Source organism: Kitasatospora sp. RG8 (assembly GCF_017813315.1).
In the GTDB taxonomy this organism is placed as follows: Bacteria; Actinomycetota; Actinomycetes; order Streptomycetales; family Streptomycetaceae; genus Kitasatospora.
Genome location: NZ_JAGIYX010000027.1, coordinates 82531 through 107439, shown reverse-complemented (window position 1 = coordinate 107439; position 24909 = coordinate 82531). Strand labels below are relative to the sequence as shown.

Annotated in this window: 25 protein-coding genes; 9 read left to right on the top strand and 16 right to left on the bottom strand. The window is 70.3% G+C overall.

Features of this window, described 5'->3' with window-relative positions:
• Positions 1-114 precede the first annotated feature (114 nt).
• A complete protein-coding gene (locus J5Y04_RS31460; RefSeq protein WP_209415798.1) occupies positions 115-387 on the bottom strand; it encodes a hypothetical protein in 273 nt (90 codons plus the stop codon).
• A gap of 233 nt (positions 388-620) precedes the next feature.
• On the opposite strand from J5Y04_RS31460, the gene J5Y04_RS31455 reads away from it, so the two are divergent.
• From J5Y04_RS31455 to J5Y04_RS31440, 4 genes are all read left to right on the top strand, one after another.
• A complete protein-coding gene (locus J5Y04_RS31455; RefSeq protein ID WP_245205802.1) occupies positions 621-1100 on the top strand; it encodes a hypothetical protein in 480 nt (159 codons plus the stop codon).
• A gap of 281 nt (positions 1101-1381) precedes the next feature.
• A complete protein-coding gene (locus J5Y04_RS31450; RefSeq protein ID WP_209415797.1) occupies positions 1382-2395 on the top strand; it encodes a hypothetical protein in 1014 nt (337 codons plus the stop codon).
• 221 nt (positions 2396-2616) lie between these two features.
• Positions 2617-3693 (top strand): Ku protein, encoded by a 1077-nt coding sequence (locus tag J5Y04_RS31445; RefSeq protein ID WP_209415796.1) that lies wholly within the window; start codon positions 2617-2619, stop codon positions 3691-3693.
• A 423-nt stretch (positions 3694-4116) separates the two neighbouring features.
• On the top strand, positions 4117-5352 hold the full coding sequence (locus J5Y04_RS31440) for an MFS transporter (protein WP_307853390.1): 1236 nt from the start codon (positions 4117-4119) through the stop codon (positions 5350-5352).
• A 60-nt stretch (positions 5353-5412) separates the two neighbouring features.
• Here the strand turns inward: J5Y04_RS31440 and J5Y04_RS31435 are convergent, their stop codons facing one another.
• From J5Y04_RS31435 to J5Y04_RS31405, 7 genes are all read right to left on the bottom strand, one after another.
• Complete coding sequence (locus J5Y04_RS31435) at positions 5413-5838, bottom strand: hypothetical protein (RefSeq protein ID WP_307853388.1); 426 nt, start codon at positions 5836-5838, stop codon at positions 5413-5415.
• A gap of 32 nt (positions 5839-5870) precedes the next feature.
• On the bottom strand, positions 5871-6557 hold the full coding sequence (locus J5Y04_RS31430) for a phytanoyl-CoA dioxygenase family protein (protein ID WP_209415794.1): 687 nt from the start codon (positions 6555-6557) through the stop codon (positions 5871-5873).
• A 152-nt stretch (positions 6558-6709) separates the two neighbouring features.
• Entirely contained in the window at positions 6710-7561 is an 852-nt protein-coding gene (locus tag J5Y04_RS31425; protein ID WP_209415793.1) for a helix-turn-helix transcriptional regulator, read from the bottom strand.
• A 30-nt stretch (positions 7562-7591) separates the two neighbouring features.
• The gene (locus tag J5Y04_RS31420; protein ID WP_209415792.1) at positions 7592-8107 is read right to left on the bottom strand and encodes a DUF6879 family protein; all 516 of its coding nucleotides are present in this window, start codon (positions 8105-8107) and stop codon (positions 7592-7594) included.
• A complete protein-coding gene (locus tag J5Y04_RS31415) occupies positions 8088-8354 on the bottom strand; it encodes a hypothetical protein (RefSeq protein WP_209415791.1) in 267 nt (88 codons plus the stop codon). The genes J5Y04_RS31420 and J5Y04_RS31415 overlap by 20 nt, the downstream gene beginning before the upstream one ends.
• Before the next feature lie 189 nt (positions 8355-8543).
• Positions 8544-8744 carry a hypothetical protein gene (locus tag J5Y04_RS31410; protein ID WP_209415790.1) on the bottom strand — a complete coding sequence of 67 codons (201 nt, stop codon included), beginning with the start codon at positions 8742-8744 and terminating at the stop codon, positions 8544-8546.
• A gap of 193 nt (positions 8745-8937) precedes the next feature.
• A protein-coding gene (locus tag J5Y04_RS31405) for an IS3 family transposase (RefSeq protein ID WP_209415789.1) occupies positions 8938-10127 on the bottom strand; the annotation gives its coding sequence in 2 pieces (ribosomal slippage) (positions 8938-9863 and positions 9863-10127; 1191 coding nt in all).
• Positions 10128-10540: 413 nt separating this feature from the next.
• Here J5Y04_RS31405 and J5Y04_RS31400 point away from each other — a divergent pair.
• Complete coding sequence (locus J5Y04_RS31400) at positions 10541-12886, top strand: hypothetical protein (protein ID WP_245205800.1); 2346 nt, start codon at positions 10541-10543, stop codon at positions 12884-12886.
• Between the two features lie 65 nt (positions 12887-12951).
• Here J5Y04_RS31400 and J5Y04_RS31395 read toward each other — a convergent pair whose 3' ends face one another.
• Together J5Y04_RS31395 and J5Y04_RS31390 are read right to left on the bottom strand one after the other, a co-directional pair.
• The gene (locus J5Y04_RS31395; protein ID WP_209415788.1) at positions 12952-13404 is read right to left on the bottom strand and encodes a hypothetical protein; all 453 of its coding nucleotides are present in this window, start codon (positions 13402-13404) and stop codon (positions 12952-12954) included.
• A 4-nt stretch (positions 13405-13408) separates the two neighbouring features.
• Positions 13409-13684, bottom strand: coding sequence for a hypothetical protein (locus J5Y04_RS31390; protein WP_209415787.1), 276 nt, complete (start codon positions 13682-13684; stop codon positions 13409-13411).
• A 35-nt stretch (positions 13685-13719) separates the two neighbouring features.
• Between J5Y04_RS31390 and J5Y04_RS31385 the strand changes: the two genes are divergently transcribed.
• The 3 genes from J5Y04_RS31385 to J5Y04_RS31375 all read left to right on the top strand — a co-directional run bounded on the left by J5Y04_RS31385 (position 13720) and on the right by J5Y04_RS31375 (position 15532).
• A complete protein-coding gene (locus J5Y04_RS31385; RefSeq protein ID WP_209415786.1) occupies positions 13720-13971 on the top strand; it encodes a hypothetical protein in 252 nt (83 codons plus the stop codon).
• A gap of 32 nt (positions 13972-14003) precedes the next feature.
• A complete protein-coding gene (locus tag J5Y04_RS31380) occupies positions 14004-14555 on the top strand; it encodes a hypothetical protein (RefSeq protein WP_209415785.1) in 552 nt (183 codons plus the stop codon).
• Between the two features lie 305 nt (positions 14556-14860).
• Positions 14861-15532 carry a hypothetical protein gene (locus J5Y04_RS31375; protein WP_209415784.1) on the top strand — a complete coding sequence of 224 codons (672 nt, stop codon included), beginning with the start codon at positions 14861-14863 and terminating at the stop codon, positions 15530-15532.
• A gap of 371 nt (positions 15533-15903) precedes the next feature.
• Here J5Y04_RS31375 and J5Y04_RS31370 read toward each other — a convergent pair whose 3' ends face one another.
• From J5Y04_RS31370 to J5Y04_RS31360, 3 genes are all read right to left on the bottom strand, one after another.
• Positions 15904-16275, bottom strand: a complete 372-nt coding sequence (locus tag J5Y04_RS31370) for a hypothetical protein (RefSeq protein ID WP_209415783.1) — start codon at positions 16273-16275, stop codon at positions 15904-15906.
• A gap of 1517 nt (positions 16276-17792) precedes the next feature.
• Positions 17793-18038, bottom strand: a complete 246-nt coding sequence (locus J5Y04_RS42320) for an XF1762 family protein (RefSeq protein ID WP_245205799.1) — start codon at positions 18036-18038, stop codon at positions 17793-17795.
• A 76-nt stretch (positions 18039-18114) separates the two neighbouring features.
• A complete protein-coding gene (locus J5Y04_RS31360) occupies positions 18115-18573 on the bottom strand; it encodes a hypothetical protein (protein ID WP_209415782.1) in 459 nt (152 codons plus the stop codon).
• 297 nt (positions 18574-18870) lie between these two features.
• On the opposite strand from J5Y04_RS31360, the gene J5Y04_RS43715 reads away from it, so the two are divergent.
• Entirely contained in the window at positions 18871-20268 is a 1398-nt protein-coding gene (locus J5Y04_RS43715; RefSeq protein WP_209415781.1) for a tyrosine-type recombinase/integrase, read from the top strand.
• A 584-nt stretch (positions 20269-20852) separates the two neighbouring features.
• Here the strand turns inward: J5Y04_RS43715 and J5Y04_RS31350 are convergent.
• The 3 genes from J5Y04_RS31350 to J5Y04_RS31340 all read right to left on the bottom strand — a co-directional run bounded on the left by J5Y04_RS31350 (position 20853) and on the right by J5Y04_RS31340 (position 24877).
• Complete coding sequence (locus J5Y04_RS31350; RefSeq protein WP_245205798.1) at positions 20853-22256, bottom strand: hypothetical protein; 1404 nt, start codon at positions 22254-22256, stop codon at positions 20853-20855.
• Between the two features lie 282 nt (positions 22257-22538).
• Positions 22539-23681 (bottom strand): ParB/RepB/Spo0J family partition protein, encoded by a 1143-nt coding sequence (locus tag J5Y04_RS31345; RefSeq protein ID WP_209415779.1) that lies wholly within the window; start codon positions 23679-23681, stop codon positions 22539-22541.
• Positions 23678-24877 carry a ParA family protein gene (locus J5Y04_RS31340; protein WP_209415778.1) on the bottom strand — a complete coding sequence of 400 codons (1200 nt, stop codon included), beginning with the start codon at positions 24875-24877 and terminating at the stop codon, positions 23678-23680. Before J5Y04_RS31340 ends, J5Y04_RS31345 begins: the two co-directional genes overlap by 4 nt.
• Between the last annotated feature and the right edge of the window lie 32 nt (positions 24878-24909).

Sequence of the window (24909 nt, the reverse complement as noted above, 5' to 3'; positions counted from 1 at the left end):
CGAAGACCCGGTCAACGCTGTCAGTGTCAGTGGCAGTCGCTACCGTGAGACCGCTCCGAGAAAGCCGACGAAGGCCGCCACCCACAGGTGGCGGCCTTCTGGCCGATCAGACGTTCAGGCACTGTCGCCCTCCCAGTCCCAGTACCGGCCGTTGCCCGGCCGCGGCCCGTAGTGAGCGCGCCCGCCCGCGCCATAGGCGCCGATCTCGGTGAGCAGCGCCGCGCCGTCGTCAAGCTCTTCCCGGCTCCAGCCGGTCACGTCCAGCAGCAGCCCGTCAAGCGGGCCGGCCACCAGCTCCCGGTAGGCGCGGCCCGGCCGCGGCCCTGGATCGGGATCGTCGTGGTCCGCCCCGTACACCCGGCCCCTCATCAGCGCATCGTCGTCCATGCCGCCCAGCATCCCGGCCACCACCGACACCCAGCCGTCCGAACTGTCGGCCGCGCGCAGCCGGCCCGGTGGCTGCGTAGCCGAGAACGAGAGCGCTTGTAGGTCAGTTTGGAGAGCGGTCGCCTGGTGGTGATGCCGGAAATGTTGGCAAGTTCTGAGAGCGCCCCTCGGCGATGTGTCGCCTGGGATCGCCTCATGGCGGTCTGTGCGGTGGAATTGGTTCGCTTGTAACCATGGACGGGCTGCAGGAGTGGAGTGCGCGGGTGGGGACGATCCTGAAGGGCGTGAGCCGCTTTCGGTGGCACGAGTTGCAGCATGCATATGGACCTGCGACTGCTGTTCCCGGCACGCTGTCGCGGGTCGCCTGGGGCGATGCGAGGACCAGCGAGGAAGCCCTTAGTGATCTCGGCCTGTGGCTTGCCGAGCTGGCTGTCTTCGACGCGACGGTCGCCGCGGTTCCCTTTCTGTGGGAGCTCGCAGTGTCCGAGGCCGTGACCTGCCGACCCGGGGTCATCGAGGTTCTGCAGGCAGTCCTCGAACACGGCAACCCTCCCAGGACCGAAGTGCAGCGGGACGCTCACCAAGCCGTGCTGAGCGGCAGGACGGCAGCGGACCGGCTGACCCGGGACAGCGATCCTCCTGTGCGGGCGGCGGCTCGCGATCTGGTGACGGCGATCGACAACCACCGCTGCGAGACCTGCCGTCCGGCCTGACAGCGGCGTGCGGCTCAGGGTCCGGGGCGCCGAGGGTCCAGCCACAGATCGTGGCCAACCCGTCGTGCCAAGCCGCCAAGGTGTAGGCGGTGCGGCCGGCGCGGCAGGTGCCGTCCCGAAGGTGCAGAAACCAGCGCTCTGGCGCAGGTCGCCCGAGCTGGCCCGACGATCGCGCCGTCCATCATCGGGGTGACGGGGATGCCCTCCGGGCAGCGGCCGTCCGCGCTCTCCAGCCCCGCAATGGCCTCGCGGCCGGCCCGGCGCCCGTACAGTCCGAATCGATGACCACCAGCGAGCCCACCTTCGACCAGGTCGCCGACGAGCTCTACCGCCTCGCCCCGCAGGACTTCACCGCCGCCCGCAACCAGCGCGCCGACGAACTCAAGAAGACCGACCCGCAGCTCGCCAGACGGATCCGCGCGCTGCACCGGCCCACCCAGGCCGCCTGGGCCGCCAACCTCCTCGCCCACCAGCACGGCGACCTGATCGAGCAGCTCCTGGAGCTCGGCCGGGCTCTGCGGGATGCCCAGGAGCACCTCGCCGGGGAGCAGCTTCGCGAGCTCGTCGAGCAGCGCCGGGCTCTGGTGCGGGCGTTGACCGGGCAGGCGGAACAGGATGCGGCGGCGGCCGGGCATCCGCTCGGCGTGGATGCCGTCGCCGACGTGGACCGGACGCTGGGTGCCGCGCTCGCCGATCCGGACGCCGGGCGGGCCCTCGCCGCAGGCCGGCTGACCGCGCCGCTGGAACCGGTGTGGTGGCCTGGGGCTGCGGCCGGCGGGCCGGCCGGGGAGCCGGGCCGTCCCGCCGGACCGCAGGGGGGTACGGGGCGAACTTCCGCGTCGGGTCGTGGGTCGCGGCCAGCGAACCCCCCGGCGGCGTCCTCATCGAAGGCCTCCACCAAGGCGAAGGGACGGTCCGCGTCCCAGGCTGCGGCCGAACGCAAGCGGCTGCGCGAACAGGAACAGGCCCGCGATGCGGTGGCGGCAGCGGAGCGGGCCGCAAGCCAGGCCGCAGGCCACCTGAAAGACGCTGAGCGTGCGGTCGCCGACGCCGAGGCGGCCCGCCGACAGGCAGCAGGTGAAGCCGAGCAGGCCCACGCCGCACTGGCCGAGGCCGAAGCGCGCGACGCCCGCGCCCAGGAGAACCTTGCGCGGGCCGGGGAGCAGGTGCAGGCGGCCCAGGCCGAGGCGCGCGCGGCCGGCGACAAGGCCGGCCGGGCACGGGAAGCGGCCCGGCAGGCGGCCGAGCAGCTGCGCGGGCTGGAGACCGGCGGCCACAGCGCAGGTAGCGGCTGACCGCAGCGCGTCACCCTCGCGCGGTCGGGGTTTAGGCAGATGGTGGTTGCCCAGGTACCAGGTAGGGCGCCGCCGTGCCTCCGAGCGGGGCCCAGCAGGCGGCGGCGCCCGTCGGCCCAGTACCGCGTGCGAAGCGGCGGTCCGGCGGCGACGCTGGCCGTGGACCCGTCCCGCACGACCGCGCGGCGGACACCGGCGTGGTGCGAGGAAGGGAGGCCGTCGTGGCCAGACCCGTGTGGACCGGAGTGCTCACCTTCGGCCTGGTGACCGTACCCGTCGCCCTGTACACCGCGACCCAGTCCCACGACGTCCGCTTCCACCAGCTCGAACGCGGCACCTCCGACCGCGTCCGCAACAAGCGCGTCAACGAGCGCACCGGCAAGGAGGTCGAGTTCGGCGAGATCGTGAAGGGCTACCCCGTCGCCGAGGGCGAGTACGTCGTCGTCGAGCCGGACGAGCTGGAGCAGATCTCGCCCGGCCGCTCCCGCACCATCGACATCGCCGGCTTCGTCGACCTCGCCGAGGTGGACCCGATCTTCTTCGACAAGACCTACTACCTCGGCCCGAAGGGCAAGGAGTACGCCAAGGTCTACGCCCTCCTCGTCGAGGCCCTCGAACACGCGAACAAGGCGGGCCTGGCGATGTTCGCCATGCGCGGCAAGGAGTACCTCACCGCGGTCCGGTCCGAGAACGGCCTGCTCGAACTGCACACCATGCACTTCGCCGACGAGGTCCGAGACCCCCGCCACGAGATCGACGACCTCCCGGAAGGCATGAAGCTGTCCGCGCAGGAGGTCAAGACCGCCGAACAGCTCATCGGCATGCTCGCCGTCGACTGGAACCCCGGGGAGTGGCACGACACCTACGAGGACCAGGTCAAGAAGCTCATCGAGGACAAACTCGCCGGGCGCGAGATCGCCGTCTCCGCCGGACCCGCGCCCGAGGCCACCAACGTCGTCGACCTGATGGACGCCCTGCGCCGCAGTCTCGACAGCGCCCGCAAGGACGAGCCCACCGACAAGACGCAGAAGCCCGCGGGCCGGAAGGCTGCCGCGCCCGTGTCCCGTGCCCCGAAAGCCGCCGGCGGCAAGAAGAGCACCTCCGCCAAGGCCACGGCCGCCAGAGGGACGGCGCGCAGGAAGAGCGCGACCGGCAAGCAGCAGCTCTCCCAGCTCACCAAGGCAGACCTCTACAAACGCGCCACCGACCTCGACATCCCCCACCGCTCCACCATGACCCGCAACCAACTCCAGCACGCCCTCGAACACGCCGGACGCCCACGGCGCGCAGCATCCTGACCGGCCGGCAGCCCCTGGCCGGGCCGGGACCCACGCCGACGCCCTCGCCGGACGGCTCGAGACCGCCCGCCGGACAGCGCTCCGTGTGGACCGTCAGCGGGGATCCGTCGAGGTCGCCGTCGACAGCGGCCTGCACGGCACCGTCCGCTACGTCCGCCTGCGCCCGCAGGAGTAGAAACACGGGCGGCGGCGCCGCTCGATCTGCCTGTCGATGGCGCTCTCACCCGGCCGATCGACCGGCTGCCGGCCGACGCGGGTCCTGATCGCTCAAGGGCGGTACTCGGCGGTCGGGCCGGGTACGTGGGTCAACCGGGGAGTCTGCGACAGGTGATCTTCAACTTGCCCTAGGGTTACGGGAGTTCCCGGTGGCGAGCGTGCTGCCGGGACTTCGTGCTTTCCGGAGGGCGAAAGATCTTGCGATACGTGCGGCTGCTGCGGCGGGGGCCGGTTCTTCTCCTGTGGGGTGCGCAGACGGCGTCGGTGTTCGGTGACCGGCTGTACGCCCTGGCGGTGATGTGGCTCGCCTGGCAGAGATCCGGGGGCGCGGCGATGGGTCTGGTGGCCGTCGCGGAGTCGGCGCCGTACATCGTGCTCGGCACCATCGGCCAGCGGGTGATGGAGCGATTCACGACACTGCGCTCGCTCGCGGTGGTGGACGTGGTCCGCATGGTGCTGGTCGCCGCGCTGCCGTGGACCTGGGAGGCGTTCGGAACGCCTGGGCTGCTGGTGTCGGCCGGCCTGCTCGGGGTCGGCGGGGCACTGTTCGATCCGAACCTCGGCGCCCTGGTCCCGGACCTGGTGCAGCCTGGGGAGGTGCAGGCCGTGAACGGGCTGATGGACCTGACCGCCCGGATCGCGCGGGTCGCCGGCCCCGCCTCGGCCGGGATCCTGCTCGCGGTGATGCCGATGGATGGGCTGTTCTGGCTGGACGCGGGCACGTTCGCGGTGTCCGCCGTCGCACTAGCTGGCTTGGGAGCCGGGACTGCGCGCCGCCGGGAGACCACCCCGGCCGGTGCCACGGCCGCTCCGAGTCTGGTGCCGCGGGCCCGGGCCCTGATGCGCACCCATCCGGAGACCGGGGTGGCGCTGGTGGTCCACGGGATCGCGATCTTCGCAGGTGCGGTGTCGATCGTGATGCCGGCGCTGGTGGCGGTGCGGCTCGGCGGCGGGGTCGGCACCTACGGCGTGATGCTGGCCGCTACCGGGGCCGGGTCGATCGTCGGGAACGCGGTGGCCGGGAACATCCGGCTGCCGCAGTCCCTGCCGGCGTTCTACTGCGCCGCGTGGGCCGTCTCCGGGGCGCTGATGGCGGTGACCGGGTCGGTGAGTACGGTGGCCGAGCTGGTGGCGGTGTCGGCCGCGTACGGGGCCGTGTCGCCGTTCCTGGCGGTGGCGCTGTCCACGCACCTGGCGCAGTTCCCTCCGGCCGCGCGGCGCCGGTTGCTGACGGTCGACCAGACGGTCATCCGGACGATGGGCACGCTCGCCATGGTGGGGATTCCGGCCCTGGCTGCGGCCCACCCGAGGGCGGGGTTCACCGCGGGGGGCGTGGCCACTGCCGTGGTGGGCGTCGTCGGGTGCGCGGTCGTGGTGTGGTGGGCGAGGACCCGCACACCGCTGCCGGGGGCCGGACCGGCGCTGGAGCGCGTGGCTGGCTGAGGGCACACATAGGGCCGGACTCCTGCTGGAGTCCGGCCCCTTCGTGCTCCTGGTCTCAGATCACGCGATCAGGGACCAGTGGGTGACGGTGATGTCCTCCAGCGGGATGCCCAGCCTCTTGTAGATGTTCTGGTGCATCGCGCCGAACCAGGCGTCGCGTCGGTCGGCGAAGAACTCCGGGTCGTACCAGGCCACGCCCAGCAGGACGGTGCCGCCGCCGTTCGGGTTGCCCGGCTCGGGTTCCCAGTAGGTGCACTGCCAGTCCCAGAGCATCAGCTCCTCCGGGCGGCCTCGCAGGCGCTCGTCGGACTCGCGCAGGGCCTCGATGCACCGCTGGGCGGTCGCCGCGTCGGGGCAGTAGTAGGTGCAGTCGGACTTGCCGATCGGGGTCTTGTCGGCGCGGCGGGCCGCGTCGGCGTCCTCCCCGGTCAGGACGCGCACGCGGGTCACCGCGGTCGCCTGGTCGAGCGTGTCGAGGATGGTCACAGTGGTGCTCTCCTCTCCCTTGTCCTGGCGGACTACCAGCCCGTGCCGCTGATCGGCACGATGCTGGGACTTGTGGCATCGCGCCGCAGGATGCCGTCCGGCGCGGTGTAGCGGACGTTCAGCCCGATGCGGGCGCCGTCGCTGGTGTTGGTGCCGGATCGGTGCACCAGGCGGCTGTCCATCAGGACGGCGCAGCCGGCGCGCAGCGGCACGGGGATCGTGGTCTCCGGGGTGAAGCCGTGGGCCTGGTCGGCCCGGCCGCGCTCGGCGCAGTTCGTCGGCTCCTTCTCGACCGGCAGGTAGCCGAGGCGCTGGGAGCCCGGGGCTACTTCGAGGCATCCGTTGGCCACGGTGGTGTCGGTGACGGCCAGCCATGCGGACACCGACCGTTCGGGGTGCAGTTCCAGGTGGGCGTCGATGCCGTCCTGGTGCCAGGGGATGTCGAACGCCTTCCCGGGCCACTTCACGACGAGGAAGGTGTTCTCCACCGCGACGTCCGGCCCGAGGACGGCCTGGACCGCGGCGAGCAGGTTCGGGGAGCGGACCGCGTACTCGGCCCAGTCCTCGGTGAGGTGCGGGTTGCGGACGATCTCGCGGTCGCGGTGGGCGGCGGTCAGGAGGGGGGCACGGCCTCGGGCGACTCCCGGCGTGGACCACTGGATCGAAGAGCTGACCGCGCGCGGGCCGAGGATGCCGTCGACCTGGGTGAGTGCGGGCATGGCGGTACTCCAGCGCGTCGGAGGGCTTGGTCGCCGCCCGGGGCGTCCACGGTGCCGAGGGGGATCGGCCCCGTCCTCGCACCGGGCGGCATCAACGACGCTAGGGAGTAACGGAAGGCTCACTCAACGAAGTTGCACGGGATTACACGGCTTCATCCGAGTACGTCGATCGCCGCCGTGATCAGAGCCCGCGCCGCTGCGCCACGCACCGCCAGGTCGGACAGCTCGGCGAACACCTTCTCGTACATGGCGATCTCGCTGGGCTGGGTGATCGTCAGGTATCCGGACACCAGCTCTACGTTGACCTGGGCCTGGTCGTAAACCCAGAACCCCTCGACCGGCCAGCCGTTGTCCCGGTCGGGCCGCATGGGCACCACACCCAGGCTGACGCTGGGCAGCCGGCCGACGGTGAGCAGGTGGCGCAGCTGCTCCAGCATCACCGGGCGGCCGCCGAGGCCGTTGCGCAGCACGCTCTCCTCGATGAGCAGGGCGAAGCGGTGCCGGCCTTCGTGGAGGATGTGCTGGCGCTCCATCCGTTCGTCGACGGCGGCTTCGACGTCGTCGACCAGGCCGCGGCGGTCGCGGATCGCGGTGAGGATCGCAGTGGTGTAGTCGCGGGTCTGTAGAATGCCGGGCAGCACCCACGGAGCGTATGCGCGGAAGGAGCGGGTGCGCTCGTACAGGGGCCGCACGGACTGCTGGGCCTGGCGCAGACCGGAGCGTTCCATCCGGCGCCACTCCAGGAACATTTCGTCGGCCTGGCGGCTGCGGGCGATGAGGTCCGCGGCCTGGTCGTCGGCGCCGCACGCCTCACACCAGGCCCGGATGTCCGCGTCGGAAGGCGGCGTCCTGGCGTTGATGATGCGAGAGGTCTTGGCGGGGGTCCACCCGCACCGGGCGGCCAGCTGCTTGCCGTTCAGGCCAGCGTCCAGCATCAGCTCGCGCAGGCGCTCCGCCACGGCCTTGCGGGCGGCCTGGGCGCTGGACGACGGAGAAGCTGGCATGGTGTCCGGCTGCCGGTGCGGGTGACCGTGTCAGACCGAGTACCGGTCGTGCGGGACGGCGCGCTCCCACACCGCCTCGAACGCCGCGGCGCAGTGCTTCGCCAGGGCGGGATCCTGGAGGATCTCCTCGCCTATCTCGGCGAGCTGCCCGTCCCCAGTGAAGTGGTGGTAGTGCACCACCTGGTCGTCGAACACCCAGAAGTCCAGCCCCGGCAGGCACAGGTCCTTGGTGTTGCGCCTCGGCAGCCACCGGACCTGTTCGCCGGCGGCAAGGTTGCCGAAGGTCAGGTCGTGCTCGTAGCGGATGTAGTCGTGCACCGGCTCCGAGACGATCCGCGCCCGCCGCACCACCACCCCGCGGCCCACCGCCTCGGCCACCGCCTCGTGCCACCCGTGCCACCACGAGCCGCGATCGGCCGGGTCCAGCCGCTTGCCCTGCTGGAAGGCCAGGAACTCCGGATCGTCCAGCATGTAGGAGTCGCGCATCTCCAGATGCACCGCCGAGCGCTGCGCCCGGGCGAGCGCCTCACGAACCGGTGTTGCCACGCTTCGCCTCTCCGTCGGGCCGCGGGATGAACTGCAGCATGTTGGCGGGCAGCCGGATCACCGTCTCGTGTTCCGGGACGTCCGTCGTGTGACCGGGTACCGAGCCGACCTCCTGCGCCTGCCGGACCGTCTCCTCGTCCGCTTTCCAGGACTGGATGATCAGGTCCCCGGTTTCCTCCTCCAGCCAGATCGTCGGGGACTGGTCGGATGGGGTGTTCGGCCAGATCCCCAGAAAACGTAGCGTCACGACGGCCTCCCGTACCAGGTCGGTTACACGGACTTGCACGACGCTCCCCCACGGGTGGCGGGCCGTCAAGAGCGTGCGGGCGCAGCCAGGAGGCAGGCGCCCTACGACTGGGCCCCGGGGTAAGAATCTCTTGCCTGCGGGGCCCACGGGTCGGCTTGGCGTTTACCTGGCGGGAAGCATCGCGGACGGTCAGGGCAGGAACTGGGCGAGTGCGCCGGTGACGGCGGCAGCCAGGGTGAGTACGGCAGCGAAGGCGGTGGCCGCCCGCATGAGGGCAGTGGGGTAGGTGGCGCCGTCGAGGCGGGCGAGTGTGCCGGCGGCTGCGGCCGCCAGAAGAGCGAACACGACGACCAAGGCGGTCGTAAGCAGAACGACGCTGAGGTGGGTCACGGTGGTCTCCCGATACACGGTGGGGTGCTGGCGTGACCCAAGGTGGCGGGAACGGTGTTCACCGGGGTTCGGCCGGACGATGATGAACACAGGCGAACACCCGGGGCTGGGGGACATGTGGGCGAGCGTGAGGTGGCTCTTGCGAGGTTGCGCGTGAGCTGCCCCGACTTTCATGGAGTCCGCGATCGTGTGATCAAGCGACTTGCGGGTGTTGCTCCAGTCGCGTCCAGTACGCCTGCTCGTACTCGTCGGGCGGCATGTAGCCGAGGGCGGAGTGGAGGCGCTCGCTGTTGTACCACGCGACCCACTGGAAGACGGCCCGCTCGACCTCGTCGAAGTCCCGCCACGGCCCCTGATGTTCGATCAGTTCGGCCTTGAACGTGCCGTTCAGGGCCTCGGCCATCGCATTGTCGTACGAGTCCGCGACGGACCCGACGGATGCCGAGGCGCCGACCTCGACCAATCGCTCTGTGTAGCGAATGGATACGTATTGCGACCCGCGGTCGCTGTGATGAATGAGGTCGGCGTCCTTCTTGATCTTCTGCCGCCACAGCGCCATCTCCAGCGCGTCCAGCGGCAGGTCGGTCCGCATGTGGGTGGCGGCCTGCCAGCCCACGATCCGGCGGGAGTACGCGTCCAGGACGAACGCCACGTAGACCCAGCCCGACCAGGTCCGGACGTAGGTCAGGTCGGCCAGCCACAGCTGGTTCGGGCGCTGGGCGGTGAACCGGCGGTTGACCAGGTCCGGCGGACGCGGCGCCATCGGCCCCGGGACGGTGGTGCGGCGGCGCTGTCCGCGGATCACGCCCTCGATGCCAAGCTCGCGCATCAGCCGCTCGACGGTGCACCGCGCGACCTGGTGGCCGGCGCGGACCAGGGCGCGGGTGATCCGGCGGGCCCCGTAGGTGCGGCCGGATTCCTCCCACACCGCTGTGACCAGTGGAATCAGTTCTTCGTCGCGGAGCCGGCGGGCAGACTTCGGTCGCTGCTTGCGCGCGAAGTACGTCGACGGCGACAGCTCCAGCACCCGGCAGACGGGATCGACCCCGAAGCCGTCGCGCAGGTGGTCGATCACCTGCTCGGCCTCGTCCGGGGACGGTCGATCTCCTGGGCAAAAAACACGCTGGCGGCCTTGAGGATCTCGTTGGCCCGCCTCAACTCGGCGACTTCCTTGCGGAGTTCCTTCAGCTCGTCGCGCTCGACGGTGGTGAGGCGGTCGTCGCGCTCGCCGGCGTCGGCCTCGGCCTGACGGACCCAGGACCTGAGGGCTTCCTTGTGGATGCCGAGGTCGCGGGCCACATGGGCGACGGGGCGGCCGGTCGAGCGGACCTCGCGTACGGCGCGCTCGCGGAGTTCATCGGGGTACTTGCGTGGTGCTGGCACTGCTCGTGGTTCTCCTTACGCCTGGATCGTAACAAACCCAGACATCAGGGACTCCAAGAAGGCCAGAGCAGCTCACGCGAGACGCTGGCCGACGGGTTGGCCCGTACCCGGATGACCAAGACCCAGCTCGCCGGCAGAGCGGGGCTGGGCCGTACCACCGTTCAGGAGGCCTTTCGGACCGACGCTCCCGCCCCGTCGGCTGAGACGGTCACGGCCATCGCCCGCGAACTGGGCCTGTGGACGAAGCTGCAGGACCTGCTGGCCCTGCGGCGGACCGCAGCCGAAGAGGCTGGCCCTGCGGCCATGCAGGCAGCGGGTCCGGGCGCGCCGATCGGGGAGTGGGACCCCCACGATCTGGAGGTTCATCCCGCCGGAGCCGAAGCCGCCGCGGCTGGCTCCGGCGGCCGGTGGGTGTGGCGCTGTCCGGCTATGTCACGCGCGACCACGACCATGTCCTGGCCGGGACAGTGCGGCAGGCCGCGCAGGGCGCCAGCGGGATGCTGGTTCTGGTCGGGTCGTCCTCGACCGGCAAGACACGGGCGTGCTGGGAGGCCGTCCAGCCCCTTGCCGCCCGTGGGTGGGCGTTGTGGCACCCCTTCGATCCGTCGCGGGCCGAGGCTGCGCTCGCCGATCTCGAACGCGTCACGCCGCGCACGGTGGTGTGGCTCAACGAGGCTCAGCATTACCTCGGCCATCCCGAGGCCGGCGAGCGCATCGCGGCCGCCCTCCACACCCTCCTCACCCACTCCGCCCGCCGGCCGGTCCTCATCCTGGGCACCCTGTGGCCCGAGTACGCCAGCCGCTACACGGCTCTGCCCAACCCGGGGGCACCGGACCCACACACCCGGGTCCGCGAACTCCTCGCCGCACGCACCGTCTCTGTTCCCGAGTCCTTCGACCGGAACGCACTCCACGCCGCCACCGCTCTCGCGCGAGGCGGCGACCACCTACTGGCCGACGCCCTCACCCGTGCTCGCGCGCACGGACGCATCACGCAGGACCTCGCCGGAGCGCCCGAACTCCTGCGCCGCTACGACCACGGCACTCCAGCCGTTCGGGCGTTGCTGGAGGCAGCGATGGACGCCCGCCGTCTCGGGGTGGGCCTCCAACTCCCGCAGGCCTTCCTCACCGATGCCGCAGCCGACTACATCACCGACCACGCCTGGGATCAGCTCACAGAGGACTGGGCCGAGGCAGCCTTCGCCGATCTCGCCCGCCCCGTCCACGGTAAGCAGGCCCCTTTACGCCGCACCGCCGACCGTCCCCCGCTCCGTCCTCCGGGCGGGCCGGTGACTGTCGCGGCGTTCGGCTCAGCGGCGGGACCGATGTTCCGCCTCGCGGACTACCTCGAGCAGCACGGCCGCTCCACCCGCACGTGGCGCTGCCCGCCCGCCTCCTTCTGGAACGCCGCCCACACCCACCTCACTCGGCCCGACGACCTCAACCGCCTCGCCGAATCCGCCGAGATCAGGCACCGCCTGCAATGGGCGCACTACCTCCGCCGCCGGGCCGCCGACGCCGGCCACTTCGGTGCCCTGACGAAGCTGGTCTGGATGCGGGAGAACACCGGGGACTGGGCGGGTGCGGAAACCCTGTACCAGCAGGCCGCCGAGGCCGGACACACCGACGCCCTGATGGACCTGGCACAGAGGCGGGAGAACAGCGGGGACCGCGAGGGCGCCGAGGCCCTCTATCGGCAGGCCCGCGACGCTGGCAGCACCAACGCTCTGACGGGCCTGGCGCGCATGCGGGAACGGGCTGGCGACCGCGACGGCGCCGAAGCCTTCGCCCGGCAGGCTGCCGACGCCGGCAACACGGACGCCCTGACCAGCCTGGCGCAGAGGAGGGAAAGCACCGGTGACCGAGAAGGCGCCGAGTCTCTCTACCGGCAGGCCGCCCAGGCAGGCGACACCAACGCCCTGGCGGACCTGGCGCGGATGCGGGAACGGGCTGGCGACCGCGACGGCGCCGAAGCCTTCATGCGGCAGGCTGCGGCAACCGGAGACACCTACGCCCTGATCGTCCTGACGCGGATGCGGGAACGGGCCGGGGACCTCGAGGGCGCCGAAGACCTGTACCGGCAGGCTGCCGACGTCGGCTATATCGACGCCCTGGTGGATCTGGCGCAGAGGAGGGAACGGGCCGGGAACGTCGAGGGCGCCGAAGACCTGTACCGGCAGGCCGCCGACGCCGGCAGCACCAACGCTCTGACGGGCCTGGCCTGGATGCGGGAGCGGGACGGCGACCGCAAGGGCGCGGAAGCCTTGGCTCTGCAGGCCGCCGGCGCCGGCAACACGGACACCCTGACCAGCCTGGCGCAGAGGAGGGAGAACACCGGTGACCGAGAAGGCGCGGAAGGCCTCTACCGGCAGGCCGCCGGCGCCGGCAGCGCCGACGCCCTGGCGTACCTGACGCGGATGCGGGAGCAGACCGGGGACCACGAGGGCGCCGAGGCCTTCGCCCGGCAGGCCGCTGAAGCCGGCAGCACCATCGCCCTGAGCAGTCTGGCGCGGATGCGGGAGGAGACCGGGGACCGGGAGGGTGCGGAAGCTCTCGCGTGGGAGGCCGCCGAGGCGGGCCACACGGACGCGCTGGTCGACCTGGCGCGGATGCGGGACCGGGCCGGCGACCGGGAGAGCGCCGAGATCCTCTACCGCCAGGTCGCCGACGCCGGCCGGCTTTACCTCTACCTGGTCAACAGGGAGAGGTGGCCGTATGGGCTGGATCCGGATGGTTCACCCACTCCGCCTTGGCCCTGAATCGAGGGGGCGCGGGCCGCCGCCCACGTCATTCGTGAAGCGGCCGCCCCGGGCCCGATGCTCGGTCAGGCGGCGCGGATCTTCTCATCGGCGATCAGGCCCCAGTTGTGGCCGGGCCAGTCACGTTTCAGGGCCGCCCGGACTGGCCGCCGTAGCGAGAACACCACCGAACGTATCCGTAAACGAACAACGCGCCCAGCGCCGGCCAGGCCCGGACCTATGCCTGACGGATCGCCCTGGAGGCGAAGTATTGGACCAGCACCGCGGCGAGGTGAACGGCGGCCACGGCCTCGGCCTGGATCTCCCTGCGGGTGGGACGCTGCTTGCCGTGTCGGCTGGGTTTGGCCGTCCCACAGCTGCAGCATCATCCGTCGCACCATCTCGACGCCGTCCTGCGGATCGCTGCCCTCAATGTCGAAGACCAGCTTGTGGGCGATCTTGGGCAGTTCACCGAGCATCGTGCCTAGCGTCGCGCGGGCGTGGTTGGGCTGCACGGTGGCGTGGGCGGCGGACTCCACCGCCTTAATCCGTGGTGCGGGCGTACGCCTTGGTGATCGCCTCGCGCAGGTGTTCCGAGGCCGCCCCCCGCTCCGGACGGTCATGGTCGACGCCGCCGAATCCGTCCTGGGCACCGATCCGGACCACTGCGGGTTCACCGTCGCCCTCCAGGCCGCCCGTGACCAGGTCGTCCAGGCCGGCGACGTCGTCACCGCCACCGTCAAGCCGGTCGGTCTCATCGGACGCAGGGTTCTCACCGCCCTGCTCCGATCCCGGCGGCAGCGGGTGCGGCCCCGGCATCTACACAACCGTCACCCAGGAGCCAACCAACTCCCTTGCGTGACCTGCAAAATCCGTTAACTACCCGGCCTTGGGGTAAAGCCCACCCGCAGGCGTACACCGAGGTAGCCGACCACCTCTCCGTCCTGTTCGGCCGGCACTCCGACCGGGCGGGCGGCTGGAGGGCGGTGGCGGACCAGCCGTTCCAGCCCGGTGCCAGCGCCGGGCACCACTCGGACACCGTCTTCGCCGTCGCCACCTGGCTAATGAAGAACAGCACCAGCTTCGACCCCGACCAGTACCGCTGAGCGCGCAGACGATGACCAAGGAGCACGAGAGCATGAGGACCGCCCTTTCGCCGCAGTCCACGGCCGTCGTCACGCGCGCCTACGAGCGACTCGCCGGCCTGTGCGGGCCGACCGTCCAACTCGAGGCCGCCCTCCTCCTGGACGACCTGTACGCGGCCACCGCCAAGCACGGCCACGAGCGCACCAGCACGGACCTGGGCTGGCTGGTCACAGCCGCCACGGAGGCCACCAGCAGCAAGCACCGCCACCGTGGGCCCAACCGATCGGTGGCCGAGCTCCAACAGCTCACGAAGGCACTCACCACCGGGCTCACCGAAGCCGGTCTGGTCCTGACACTGTCGGCCGGCCGGACCGGTGCAGCGGTGGAGCCGCTGTCGGGCGGGCCGGTCTGGGGCGGGAACGGCCGCACCGGCCTGGCGGTGGGCATCTACCTCAACGGGGGGTGGGACGTGATGGTCAACCAACCACAGAGCCGGGTCTTCTCCCTCTACGCACCGGCCACCGAGGCCGGCGCGCGGGAAGTCGCGGAGATCGTCCACGGCAACCTCAGCGGGGACCGCCCGGATCCGTTCCGCGGCCGCTGACCAAGGCGGAGGCGGAGACAGCTTCACGCCGAATTCCCTCCGCCCCTGCCAGTAGGCGGCCCCACGGCACGCTGCGTGGCCCTGTCACTGCGCCGTGCCCGTGGCTGCTGGCCAGCAGCCACGGGCGGCACCTCTCCGAGACGGGCGGTGGCCGGCGGCGCGGCTCGTACGCCCGCAAGGGGACGGTCGCGGCTACCGGGCGACCGGGGCCACAACGATGAGAGGCATGTCCTTGAGCAACGATCACGTCCCGAGCCCATCATCCCACCCCTGCGTTGCCGCCACCGCTGCTACGGTCCCCCGCCATGAACACTGACGACTGGACGGCGCTCGGCGCCATCGCGGCCGCAGCCGGGGTGGTGGTCACCGCGGTCATGGCCTACTGGACGACCCGCAAGGCGGCGGCCGCCGCCGCGGACTCGGCAGAAACCGCCCGGGAGGTGGCGCAGATCGAACGCGACCGATGGCACCGCGAGCTGACCCCCGAACTGACCTTCAGCCTGACCCGCCTGGGCTCCCACCAGCTGCGGCTCACCACCACACTCGACGGGCCGGTCGGCTTGGACCACCTCGACACGATCACCCTCACGGTGCGCGACGAGGCCGGGTGGGATCACTCAGCCAGACCGCACTACAACGACGAACAACGCGCGGAGCTGCAGTCGGTGATCTGGGGGCCGGCCCGATTCACCCCCGGGGTCGACGGAGTCGCCGCGCCCGGCCGCCAGAGCGTCATCCGGGATCTGGAACGTGGCAACGTCACGTTCCGGCAGATGGAAAACTCATCGGCGCCGAGCTGGTTCGAGAACGTGGCGGACTGGGTGGACGGGTACTGGGATGCGAACCTGCGCCTGCAGGCGGTCTGCAAGCGGGACGGGGACCGGCCTTGGATCGTCGTCGCCGAGGTCGCGAACCCCGGGGCGGAATACGTTCCTGACGGCTCGGATGAGGTGGAGACCCCGGAGCAGTACCGCTGAACCGGTGGGGCTGAGGTCGAACTCCTGCTCGCCGACGCATCAGCGGCCGACTCCCGGGGCGTCGGATCAGTGAAGCCTCGCGGGTCCACATCGTGGCTCCAGTCCCGCAACTGCGCCGTTGCCCACCCCAAGCACCTCTCCGGCCGCCCCGCTGGCGGTGACGGTCAGTGTCCGCAGGCGCTGACCGTTCCTGCGGAGCGTACGGGCAAGATGAGGTGCCGGGGCAGGGCCAAGGGGAGACGTTCACCTGATCGTGTGGTTCCCGGGGCGCAGCGCTCTCGCTGCGCCCCGGGTGGGCGGACGGAAGCCCTCCAGGGGCAGCTTCTCCAGCTACACCGCACTGGCCACTCGCATCCGCGCTGAGGGTCTTCCTACCGCCTGGCGGGTCGTTGCGTCGTCTTCTCCATGTCCGCCAGTTCAGGTGACGAGGTGTTCGCCGGACGCGGCGTAGAGGTTGACGTGGAGTAGAAGCCGACGTCGACGTAGTCCTGCATGAGGGTGTCGTCGCCGCGCCACTTGTAGGCCCCGCTGATCGCAGCCACGGCGTCAGCCAGGGCCGCGCAGGGTTCGGAGAGCCGTCGCCAGGTTCGGCCCGGCCCGACCTGCTTGACGCCGTCAATGGCCCAGTCCAGCGGGACGCCGTGGATGGCGATGTCGATTGCCGAGTTCCCGGTGAACTGCCGGTGCCGCACGGTGATGCGGGTGCCCTTGGGGGCGTCGCGGATCGGGCTGCGGGCGACCACGGTCCCGTCCTGCGTGCCGGTGCGGGGCAGCGGTGCGCGGGCGGCCTTGATCTCGTCCTTGATGAGGGCGGCGATCTCGTGGCTGGACAGGTCCAGGGTGGCCAGCGTGCGGGAGCCGTAGGTACGGCGGTCGTGGGCGCCAGCCGGCCGGCGGCCGGATCTCCGAGCGTCCCTACCGGGCCTGCATGCGGTTCAACTGTTCCCGAGCGGACGCGCGTTCACCGTCGCTGGCGGCCGGGTCGTCGCGTAGGCGACGGACGGCGACGGCGTGGGCGGCAGCGGAGGGCGGGGAGGCATCGGCGACCTCGGGCGGGGGATGGGTCGGGCAACGGTGTACCGCCTCCATGATGGCGACCGTCTACGACAGGCCGGGTGCCTACGCGTATTGGCCAGCGTGCTACGCGATAGAAATGCGTCATCGCAGGTCAGCGGATGGCACCTCAGGGAATACATATCGAAACGATATGCGCATTCGGACTGAATTTGTTATCGGCCGGATGGTGGCCCTAGGATCAGCATCGGCACTGCATTCAGGAGTTCCTGCCCCTCCCCCGTGTACGCGTGAAGTTGCGCGCCTCGGGCCGCCCGGCCTGAGTGTTCGAAAACTCGGAGGGGAGCAGCGTTCCATGACGGTTCGAACGAGGCCAGGAGATGACGACGAGTCGGACCCTGGCCCGGATGACCAGGGACGCCGCTGGCAGTGGCGCATGATCGCCATTGAGGCCTTGAGGGTGCTGGTGGAGCTGCTCCGCCTGCTTTGAGGCTGTGTGTGGCCAGGGGATACCAGCCCCTGGCCACACCCTAGGTGATGTCGCCGCGTAGCGGTTGCCGGCCGTCCGGTGTGCACTCTGAGGGGTGAGACCGGACGGCATCACCATGCTTCCCGACAGGTAGATGTCGGAAATCTTTGATCCAAGAAGAAAACAATCCGATCAAAGCTAGTTAGACTTCGACTCAGATTACTTGCGATCTGGGCAATAATCACAAGCGGAGCAAACAGATAAGTTCTTTCTTTGCTGGTGGCGACAGCAATAAAGCCCTTTCGATGACGTAAGTCTATACCGGGGACTTCGCGAGAGACAAACCGGAGTAGAACAACCTGAAGACTCGGAAGTTCTGGACTCCGCTCCTGGGGCGAAGCAGTGAATCATGTGGTTCACTGCCTCAGGCCAACCGCCGGCCGACCAGGGGTGCTCACACGAGTAGGCGGCAGACCGACGTCCAGGCGACCTCCGTCACATATGTCACGGGTACCCCTACCCCTGTCCCCTCAATCCCCACCACCGTTAGTCTCCGGCTGATGCTTCCCAGAGCGTGCGGGCGACGTAGTCGGTGCCGAGTTGTCGGCGGGGCCGGCTGGTGCAGTGGCAGCCTCGGCGGGGCGGGCAGTAGGCGAGGACGGTCTAGCCTTGCCGCGCGCAGGCTGGCGCCGGTCTCGCCGGCCTGCGTGTAGGTGATCAGCCTGCTGCACCCGAGGACCTTCGCTACTCGGCCAACTCGCTTCATAGAGAAGGCTGTTAGCGTTGCATTGTGTCGTCGGTGGCGGTACGGGTGACCTCGAGGGTCTGGCCGTTGTCGAGGTGCCGGGCGACGGGCCTGCCAACGACGGCGACGGCGCGCAGCACGCCGTGCTGGTCGGCGGCGCCGACGGCGAAGACCATGCCGGGCGGCGGCCGGTGGTGACGGTGCCAGGTCGCGACGAACTCACGGGCGTCCTTCAAGCGGAGCGGCGCGAGGTGCAGGCGCAGGTCGGGGTCGGTCACGGCGGCACGATGACCGGCGGCCGCGGCTTGCGTCGCGTCCGTCAGCGTGCCGACGGCCGCGGCGTTGGGCGCGCGGTCAGGGACGGGGGTGGGCCTGAAGGTACTGCTGGACGGAGAGGGAGGTGACGCCGCCGTCCGGGTGCCCGTCAAGTTGGCAGGTTCGGGCAAGCAGTTCAACGGCTTCGGCGTCGATGCCGAGCATGGCGCCGGCCACGCTGTAGGTGACGGACTCCGCGGTGGGTTGCCCCGTGCTTGCCGCGGTCGCCCGGCCGAGCGGCGTGTCCCACCAGTCGTCGGGGATGGGGGCGTCATCAGGGTAGAGGTTGGTCACCAGGTCGAGCACGGCGCCGCCCATCGTCGCGTCGTCGTCCGAACGCAGTTGCACGGCGTAGCGCACCGAGGCCTGGCTCAGGCTGAAGCGGACAGCATCCGCGAACCCCTGGTCGCCGGTCAGCAACTCCAGTCGCCAGGCGACGAGTTCGAACTCTTGGTTGATCTGATGGTCCAGCGAATCGATCCCGGTGGCGTCGCTCATCGGGCTCTCCCGCAGCAGGGGCTTCGGTGCCGGCCAGCCTAGCGACGCGCCCGGCCCGCCGAGAATGTTTCGCGCACTGCCGGCCGGGTGCACCTACTCACGTGAGCAGGTGATCCCCGGCCGCGGACCCGGAGCAGCGCATCACGTGACACGCTGCTCTGCCGAACCCGCCCCTACACCTGTCCGGGCGCTTGCGTCCCGGCCAACGTAGTTAGCCTCGTATAAGGTCCGATATACGAGGTAACTGCTGTGGGAGGCTTTCCCCCGTCGGCACCCATCGCGCGCAGGAGAGTCACCGTGAACACCACGCCCGCCCCAAAGCGGCCCGCCGCGGTTCTGCACACCTACGAGCACGGCATCACCGCCGACCTCCAGGCCACGGTCGGGGAACCCGGCGCCGTCCTCCCCGCCATCCCGTCCCCACCCGCGGCAACCGGACTGGATGTGGCCGGCTTCCACCACGACACCATGCTGGTCGCCGGCCGGGCGCTGCTGCCCGCCGCCCTCACCCCGCAGCAGTACACCGCGGCCGACTACGCGATCTCCGAGAAGACCGCCCGTCTCATCGAGGAGTCCCGGCCCCAGAACACCGACCGCAACCGGCGCAACCAGATCCGCCTGTTCGAGACCTGGTGCGCCGATCAGGGCCGGGTCGCGTTGCCGTGCACCACCTCCACGCTGGTCGAGTACGTGGGCGACCTGATCGACCGCCAACTCGACCCGGACACCATCGCGGTCTACAAGAGCGCGGTGATCACCTGGCAGGAGGAGAACACCCCAGGCAACACCCGGCCCGGCACCCGGCAGGTCACCGCAATGATCGCGGCCTACCGGACAAAGTGGAACCGCACCTGTAGCGACAAGCAGAGCCCGGCGATTCGCGAGGTCGACTTGGAGCTGATGGTCGCCGTCTGCGACGAGGGCGGCCGGCCCGCCGACCTGCGTGACGCCGCCATCGCCTGTTTGGGCTTCCACCTGCTCAGCCGCCGGATCGAGCTCGCCCAGCTGATCGTCAGCCACGTCACCCTGTGCCGGGACGGCATCGACGTGCGCCTGGTCGACCGCAAGAGCCGCAAGGACGGCTCGGTTTTCGAGGCGTGGATCCCGGCCAGGGACGATGCCCCGCACATCTGCCCGGTCCGCCGGGTCCGAGCATGGCTGGAGTACGGTCGGCTGATCCGCCAACCCGACGACCAGGCACTGTTCCGTGCGCTCGACAAGGCCGGCCGCCTGGCCGTCCGCCTCACCCCTCAGACCCGGCCGACGCACCCGGATGGCACCCCGAAAGCCGACCAGGAGCTCACCGCCGCGGACTGGGTGGCGCTGTCCATGCTCTCCGGCGAGGCGCTCAACAAGTTCATCAAGGCACTGGCCAAGCAGGCGTTCGCACGGATCGCGCACCTCACCCTGGAGGCCCGCGTGGAGCTCGGCCACAATGCGCTGATCGACGCCAGCACCGCCGGTAAGGTCACCGCCCACGGCCTGCGCGCTGGCGGCGCCACCGAGCTGTACGAGAGCGGCGTGCCCGAGGACCAGATCGCCGAGATGGGCGACTGGGCGAAGGGCTCCAGCGCGATGAAGCGCTACGTCCGCAAGATCGAAGCCGCCGAGGAGAACCCCTGGGCTGCCGCCCGGAAGGCCCGATGGGGTACTCGGCCGCAGCCGGCTGATCTCCGCACGCACGGAGAGCACTGAACCGAGACGTCCAAACTCGGCCTCATCGACGGCTGATCTCCGCACGCACGGAGAGCACCTTGATGACCTGCAGGGTCTCAGCGGCTTTGCTATTTCTTTGTGCACTCTGACTCGGCCATGCTGGCGTTCGCTCGACCGATGCCTACGTCCACGCCACCGGTCTGCGCGAACGAACCGATGTGCTCGACATCCTCGCGGCCTCCGCGCCCGGACCGTCAGCCAGCGCCTGCCCCTCAACGCGGAGCGGCCGCGGGAGATCATCGCCACCCAGACCAGGGTCGGTCGAGAGCCGCTTCTGGCGGACAGGCAAAGCGCACATGTTCCGGCGAACCCGTGCGAGGCGCCGCCGAAACCTCACGGGTTCGACCTGCGCACGGTTCGGAAGTCTTGGTACTCGTCGCAGACGATGCCCTGGTTGACCCAGCGCTCGGGGTCAGCGGCGAGTTCGCGCTCTGCCAGTTGGAGTGCGTCCTCAGGGGTGGGCAGGACGCCGATCTCCCGGCCCCACCTCTCGTCCTCGGGATCCAGGGGTGGGAACTCGGTGATGTCGAGAAAGGTGTCGGTGCCGACGTCCTCGACTTCGCTCAGGTAGACGGTGACGCCCGTTGAGCCGGGGCTGAGGGCGATCCAGCGAAGCCCGGGGCCGAAGTCGCTTTCGATGGCCCCCAGGAACTGCTCGATCTGCTTCCCGCGTCGGAGGGCGCCGATGGCCAAGGCGGGGGCAAGGTGCCGCATGTCAGTTCCTCTGCTGGTGCTGGTCGGGCAAAACGAGTTGGATCGATGTGATCAGCAAGGTAGATGAGGGTGGCCTGCGGGTCCATGCCGAAGGCGGCGGCGACCAGCTTGGGGTCCATGGTGTTGACGAGGTCGACCAGGCGGGTGCCGCGGACCATGCGTGGTGGGTAGCCGCAGTCGTCAAGAACGTGGGACAGGTGGGCAGTTGATGCCGGTCTTCGGCCGCCCTTCGTTCCCTTGGTGACCATGACGTGGGGGTTCTGCGTCGGCCAGGCCGCCCGGTGGGCGAGGCATCGTTGCAGCACGGCCCAGGAAGCGGGGTCGAGTGGGACCGGGTGCGGTCGTTTGCCGAGCCGGACTGTTTGCGTGGCTGGGTCGATGTCGGTGACCTGCAGCATGCGGACCTCGGAACCGGAGGCGCCGTGCAGCAGGGCGAGCATGCCGAGCAGGGCTTCGTGAGGGTGGGCCCCGTCATTGCAGGTCCACCGGCGGAACAGGTGACGCTGCTGGTCGAGCGTGAGGGTCCGGCCTCGGTATCCGTTTCCTTCCTTCGCGGTCAGTCCGCGGGTCGGATCGACGAGGATCACGCGTTGGGAGCGGGCGAAGCCGAAGAACTGCCGCAGCACGGTGAGGCGGCGCTTGCGGGCCCTGGGCAGCGTGGCTAGGAAGGCTTCGATGTCGTGGACGTCGACCAGAGCCCAGTCGCCTTTGCCGCGCTGATCCGTGAGGAACACCGCCAGATCGCGCATGGTGGCGAGGGCGGCCTCCAGGGTGAGATTGCTGCGTGGGCGGGTGCTGGCCCGGCGGGCCCGGTCCCGGGCCCGCATGCGCGAGGCGTCGAAGGCAGCGACCGCCGGTCGGAAGGATTCGGGGACGGCGTCTACGCGGCACTTGCGGCGTCCCACCGCGAGCCGCTCGGCCTGGTCGGTGGGCAGCGCCAGGCCGCGGTGGGTGGAGAAGGTTTCCGGGGTGCGGGCGAAGGTGCATGTACTGGTGCGGCACGCTTGCACGCGCTCCTCGGGAGCGTCCTGCTGGTCTGGCAGGGCCGCGGTGTAAACGTCGTTTACGTCGGAGGGCGGGTTCGGCGAGCCGACCTCCGGCGTCGCCGCCGAGGGCTGCGTGTAAACGGCGTTTACCTCCGGCAGGTTCTCGCCTCGGGCAACGCCACCACCAGCCCCTCCCCCGGACCTCTCCACCGGCTCGGGCTCCGAGCCGCGGGCCGCACGTGCAGCCTTGGCCGCCGCCTTCGCCACCTGCTTGTCAGCTGCAGCCTGTCGGGGTCGGCACAGCAGCGTGCCCTGGTCTGGGTGCTTGGCGCGCGCGGGCCGGCCGGGGATGCTTCTTCGTCTGCTCGCTGGTCGGCATGGTGGTGGCGAACTCGCTGGGTCGGCGGTCGTGTTCCACAGCAACATCGCTGTCCGCCGCCGTCTGCCGCGCGTTCACGCAGCATGTGCCCAACCGGGACAGGCCTTGCGGGAAAGCAAAACGGCGCCTGGTCGGAAGACCGGGCGCCGTCTGCAGCAGCCAGCAACGGCTCAGCTTGGCTGATGGCCAGCTTCTCGCTTGAGGAGTTCAAGCAGCTCGGAAGCCACCTGGACCGCCTGGCGGCGATCCAGCGCGCTGAGAATCGCCAGCGCGCTGGCCCGAGGATCTGATGGGTTCAGCTGGACCGCAACCTCTCGCAGGTGCTCCTCGGGAGCGTCCCGCTGGTCTGGCAGGGCCGCGGTGTAAACGTCGTTTACGTCGGAGAGCGGGTTCGGCGAGTCAACCTCCAACGTTGTCGCCGAGGGCGGCGTGTAAACGGCGTTTACCTCCGGCAGGTTCTCCTCTCCTCGAGCAACGCCACCACCAGACCCTCCCCCGGACCTCTCCACCGGCTCGGGCTCCGGGCCGCGGGCCGCACGTGCAGCCTTGGCCGCCGCCTTCGCCACCTGCTTGTCAGCTGCGGCCTTCTTCGCCGCCTCCGCCCGCTCGAGCTGCTCGGCAGCCGACAGCCTCCCGGCCCGTGCCTCGGCACCGATCTTGCGGGCGTCCTCGATGGCCAGGTCTCCGGCCTCTGCCTTCTCCTGCAGCTCCGGGGACAGGTGAAGAAGCGCCAGGCGCTGGCCCACCCACACGCGGGACTTGCCGAGCTTGCGTGCCACCGCCGCCTGGTTACCGTCGTACGCCGTGTCGAGGAGCTGCTGGATTGCCTGGGCCTCCTCAAGAGGAGACACGTCCTCGCGGTGGGCGTTGGCGACCAGAGCGGCCTCGACCATGTCCGCAGCGCTCGAGACAAGGTCGTCGTTCAGGTCCACTCGGAGCGTCGTGAGCCCGGCCCGCTGCGCGGCCAGCAGGCGACGGTTCCCATCGAGCGCAACGAAGTCCGCGGCGCCGATCGCCTCGGCCTGGCCGGGGTGCGCATCTAGGAATGCCGCCCGGCTGACGACGGTGATCGGGACGATCTGCTGCCGCGACAGGCTCTCGGCGAGCTCGTCGATCGTCTCGGACTCGATGCTCTTACGGGGGTTAAGCGGGTTGAAGACGATCGACGGCACCGGAGCGGACGACGCTCGCCGCACCCGCCCTGTCGCGTCCAGGGCCTCACTGCGCGCCAGCACCTCACTGCCGCGAGCGCCGCCCTGGGCCAGCGCCCCGAACGAGCCGCCGCCGCCCTGCAGCTTCTTGGCGATACTCATGCGATCCCCCGCCGGATCTCGCGCATGCGCTGCGCCTGGATGGATGTGGGTGCGTACACGAGAAGCGGCTGCTTGACGTGGACGGCCTCGCGCTGCTCCTTGAGGTCGGGGACGACGGAGACGACCGGGGGTGTCCCGAGGGATTGCCAGTTCTCGAGGGAGTGGGTGGCGACGTAGCCCTTGCGCTTGTCGAACTTGTTGACGACGAGACCGAGGCGGTCGATGTCGACCTCGTAGTCGAGGCTGACGGTGCGGATCTGGCTGTCGAGCATGGCGTAGGCGTCGGCGGAGGAGTCTTCGGCCTCCACGGGGATGAGAACGCCCGAGGCGTCGGCGGGCTCGTTGTTGCGACGGTGGCCGTAGTAGAGGCCGGCGTCCATCGCTAGTCCGAGGTTCGGGGGAGCGTCGATGACGATCACGTCGAAGTGCTCCTCGAGCGGGGCGAGGGCGCGCTGGAGGCTCGCCTCGCGGGGCCCGCGGATGGATCCGAGCCGGGAGTCGAGCAGGAAGGCGTCGAAGCTGGAGGGCAGCAGGGACAGGCGGCCCTCGAAGTGGTCCGGCTCGATCGGCACGACCTGGTCGAGCAGGGCGCCGGCGACGCGGTCGCGGTCGACCATGTGTGTCACCAGGCTCTCCTCGCCCGGCGGGATCTGCTTGACGCCGAGCTGGGAGGTGAGGTGCCCTTGGGGGTCGTAGTCGACGAGCAGCGTCCGAAGGCCCGGTAGCGCGGGCAGCTTCGACGCACCGGTACTGGCGGGCAGGCCGAGCGCTATGGCCTGGCCGACGCCCGCTGCGATGGTGGTCTTGCCGACGCCCCCCTTCTGGTTGCAGACGATGATCCGCCGCGTGTAGCGGGGGATCGTCAGCTCGGAGAGGGAGACGGTGTGCGAGTCGATCCACACGCGGACCGCCTGGGCGAGGCCTTGGACGAAGGAGATGTCCCGGTCGAGGCAGTCGTCCTTGAAGGCGTTGTACAGGCCGACGGGGAGCCAGGTGTTCCAGCTCTCGGCCCCGGCGGTGTCGATGGTGGGGTTGTTGTCAGCAGGACGGGCGCGCCACTGCTCGACGGCCTGGGTGACGGCGTCCTGCATGTCGATGCCGAGCTGGGCCGCTCGGGTCTTGAGTTCCTGGCGGAGGGACGCAGGAAGCTTCGACGCCACCTTTTCCTTCTCGCCACCGGAGTTCTGAGATGCCATGGCGTCACCATAGTGGCGCGAAGGGGTTTTAA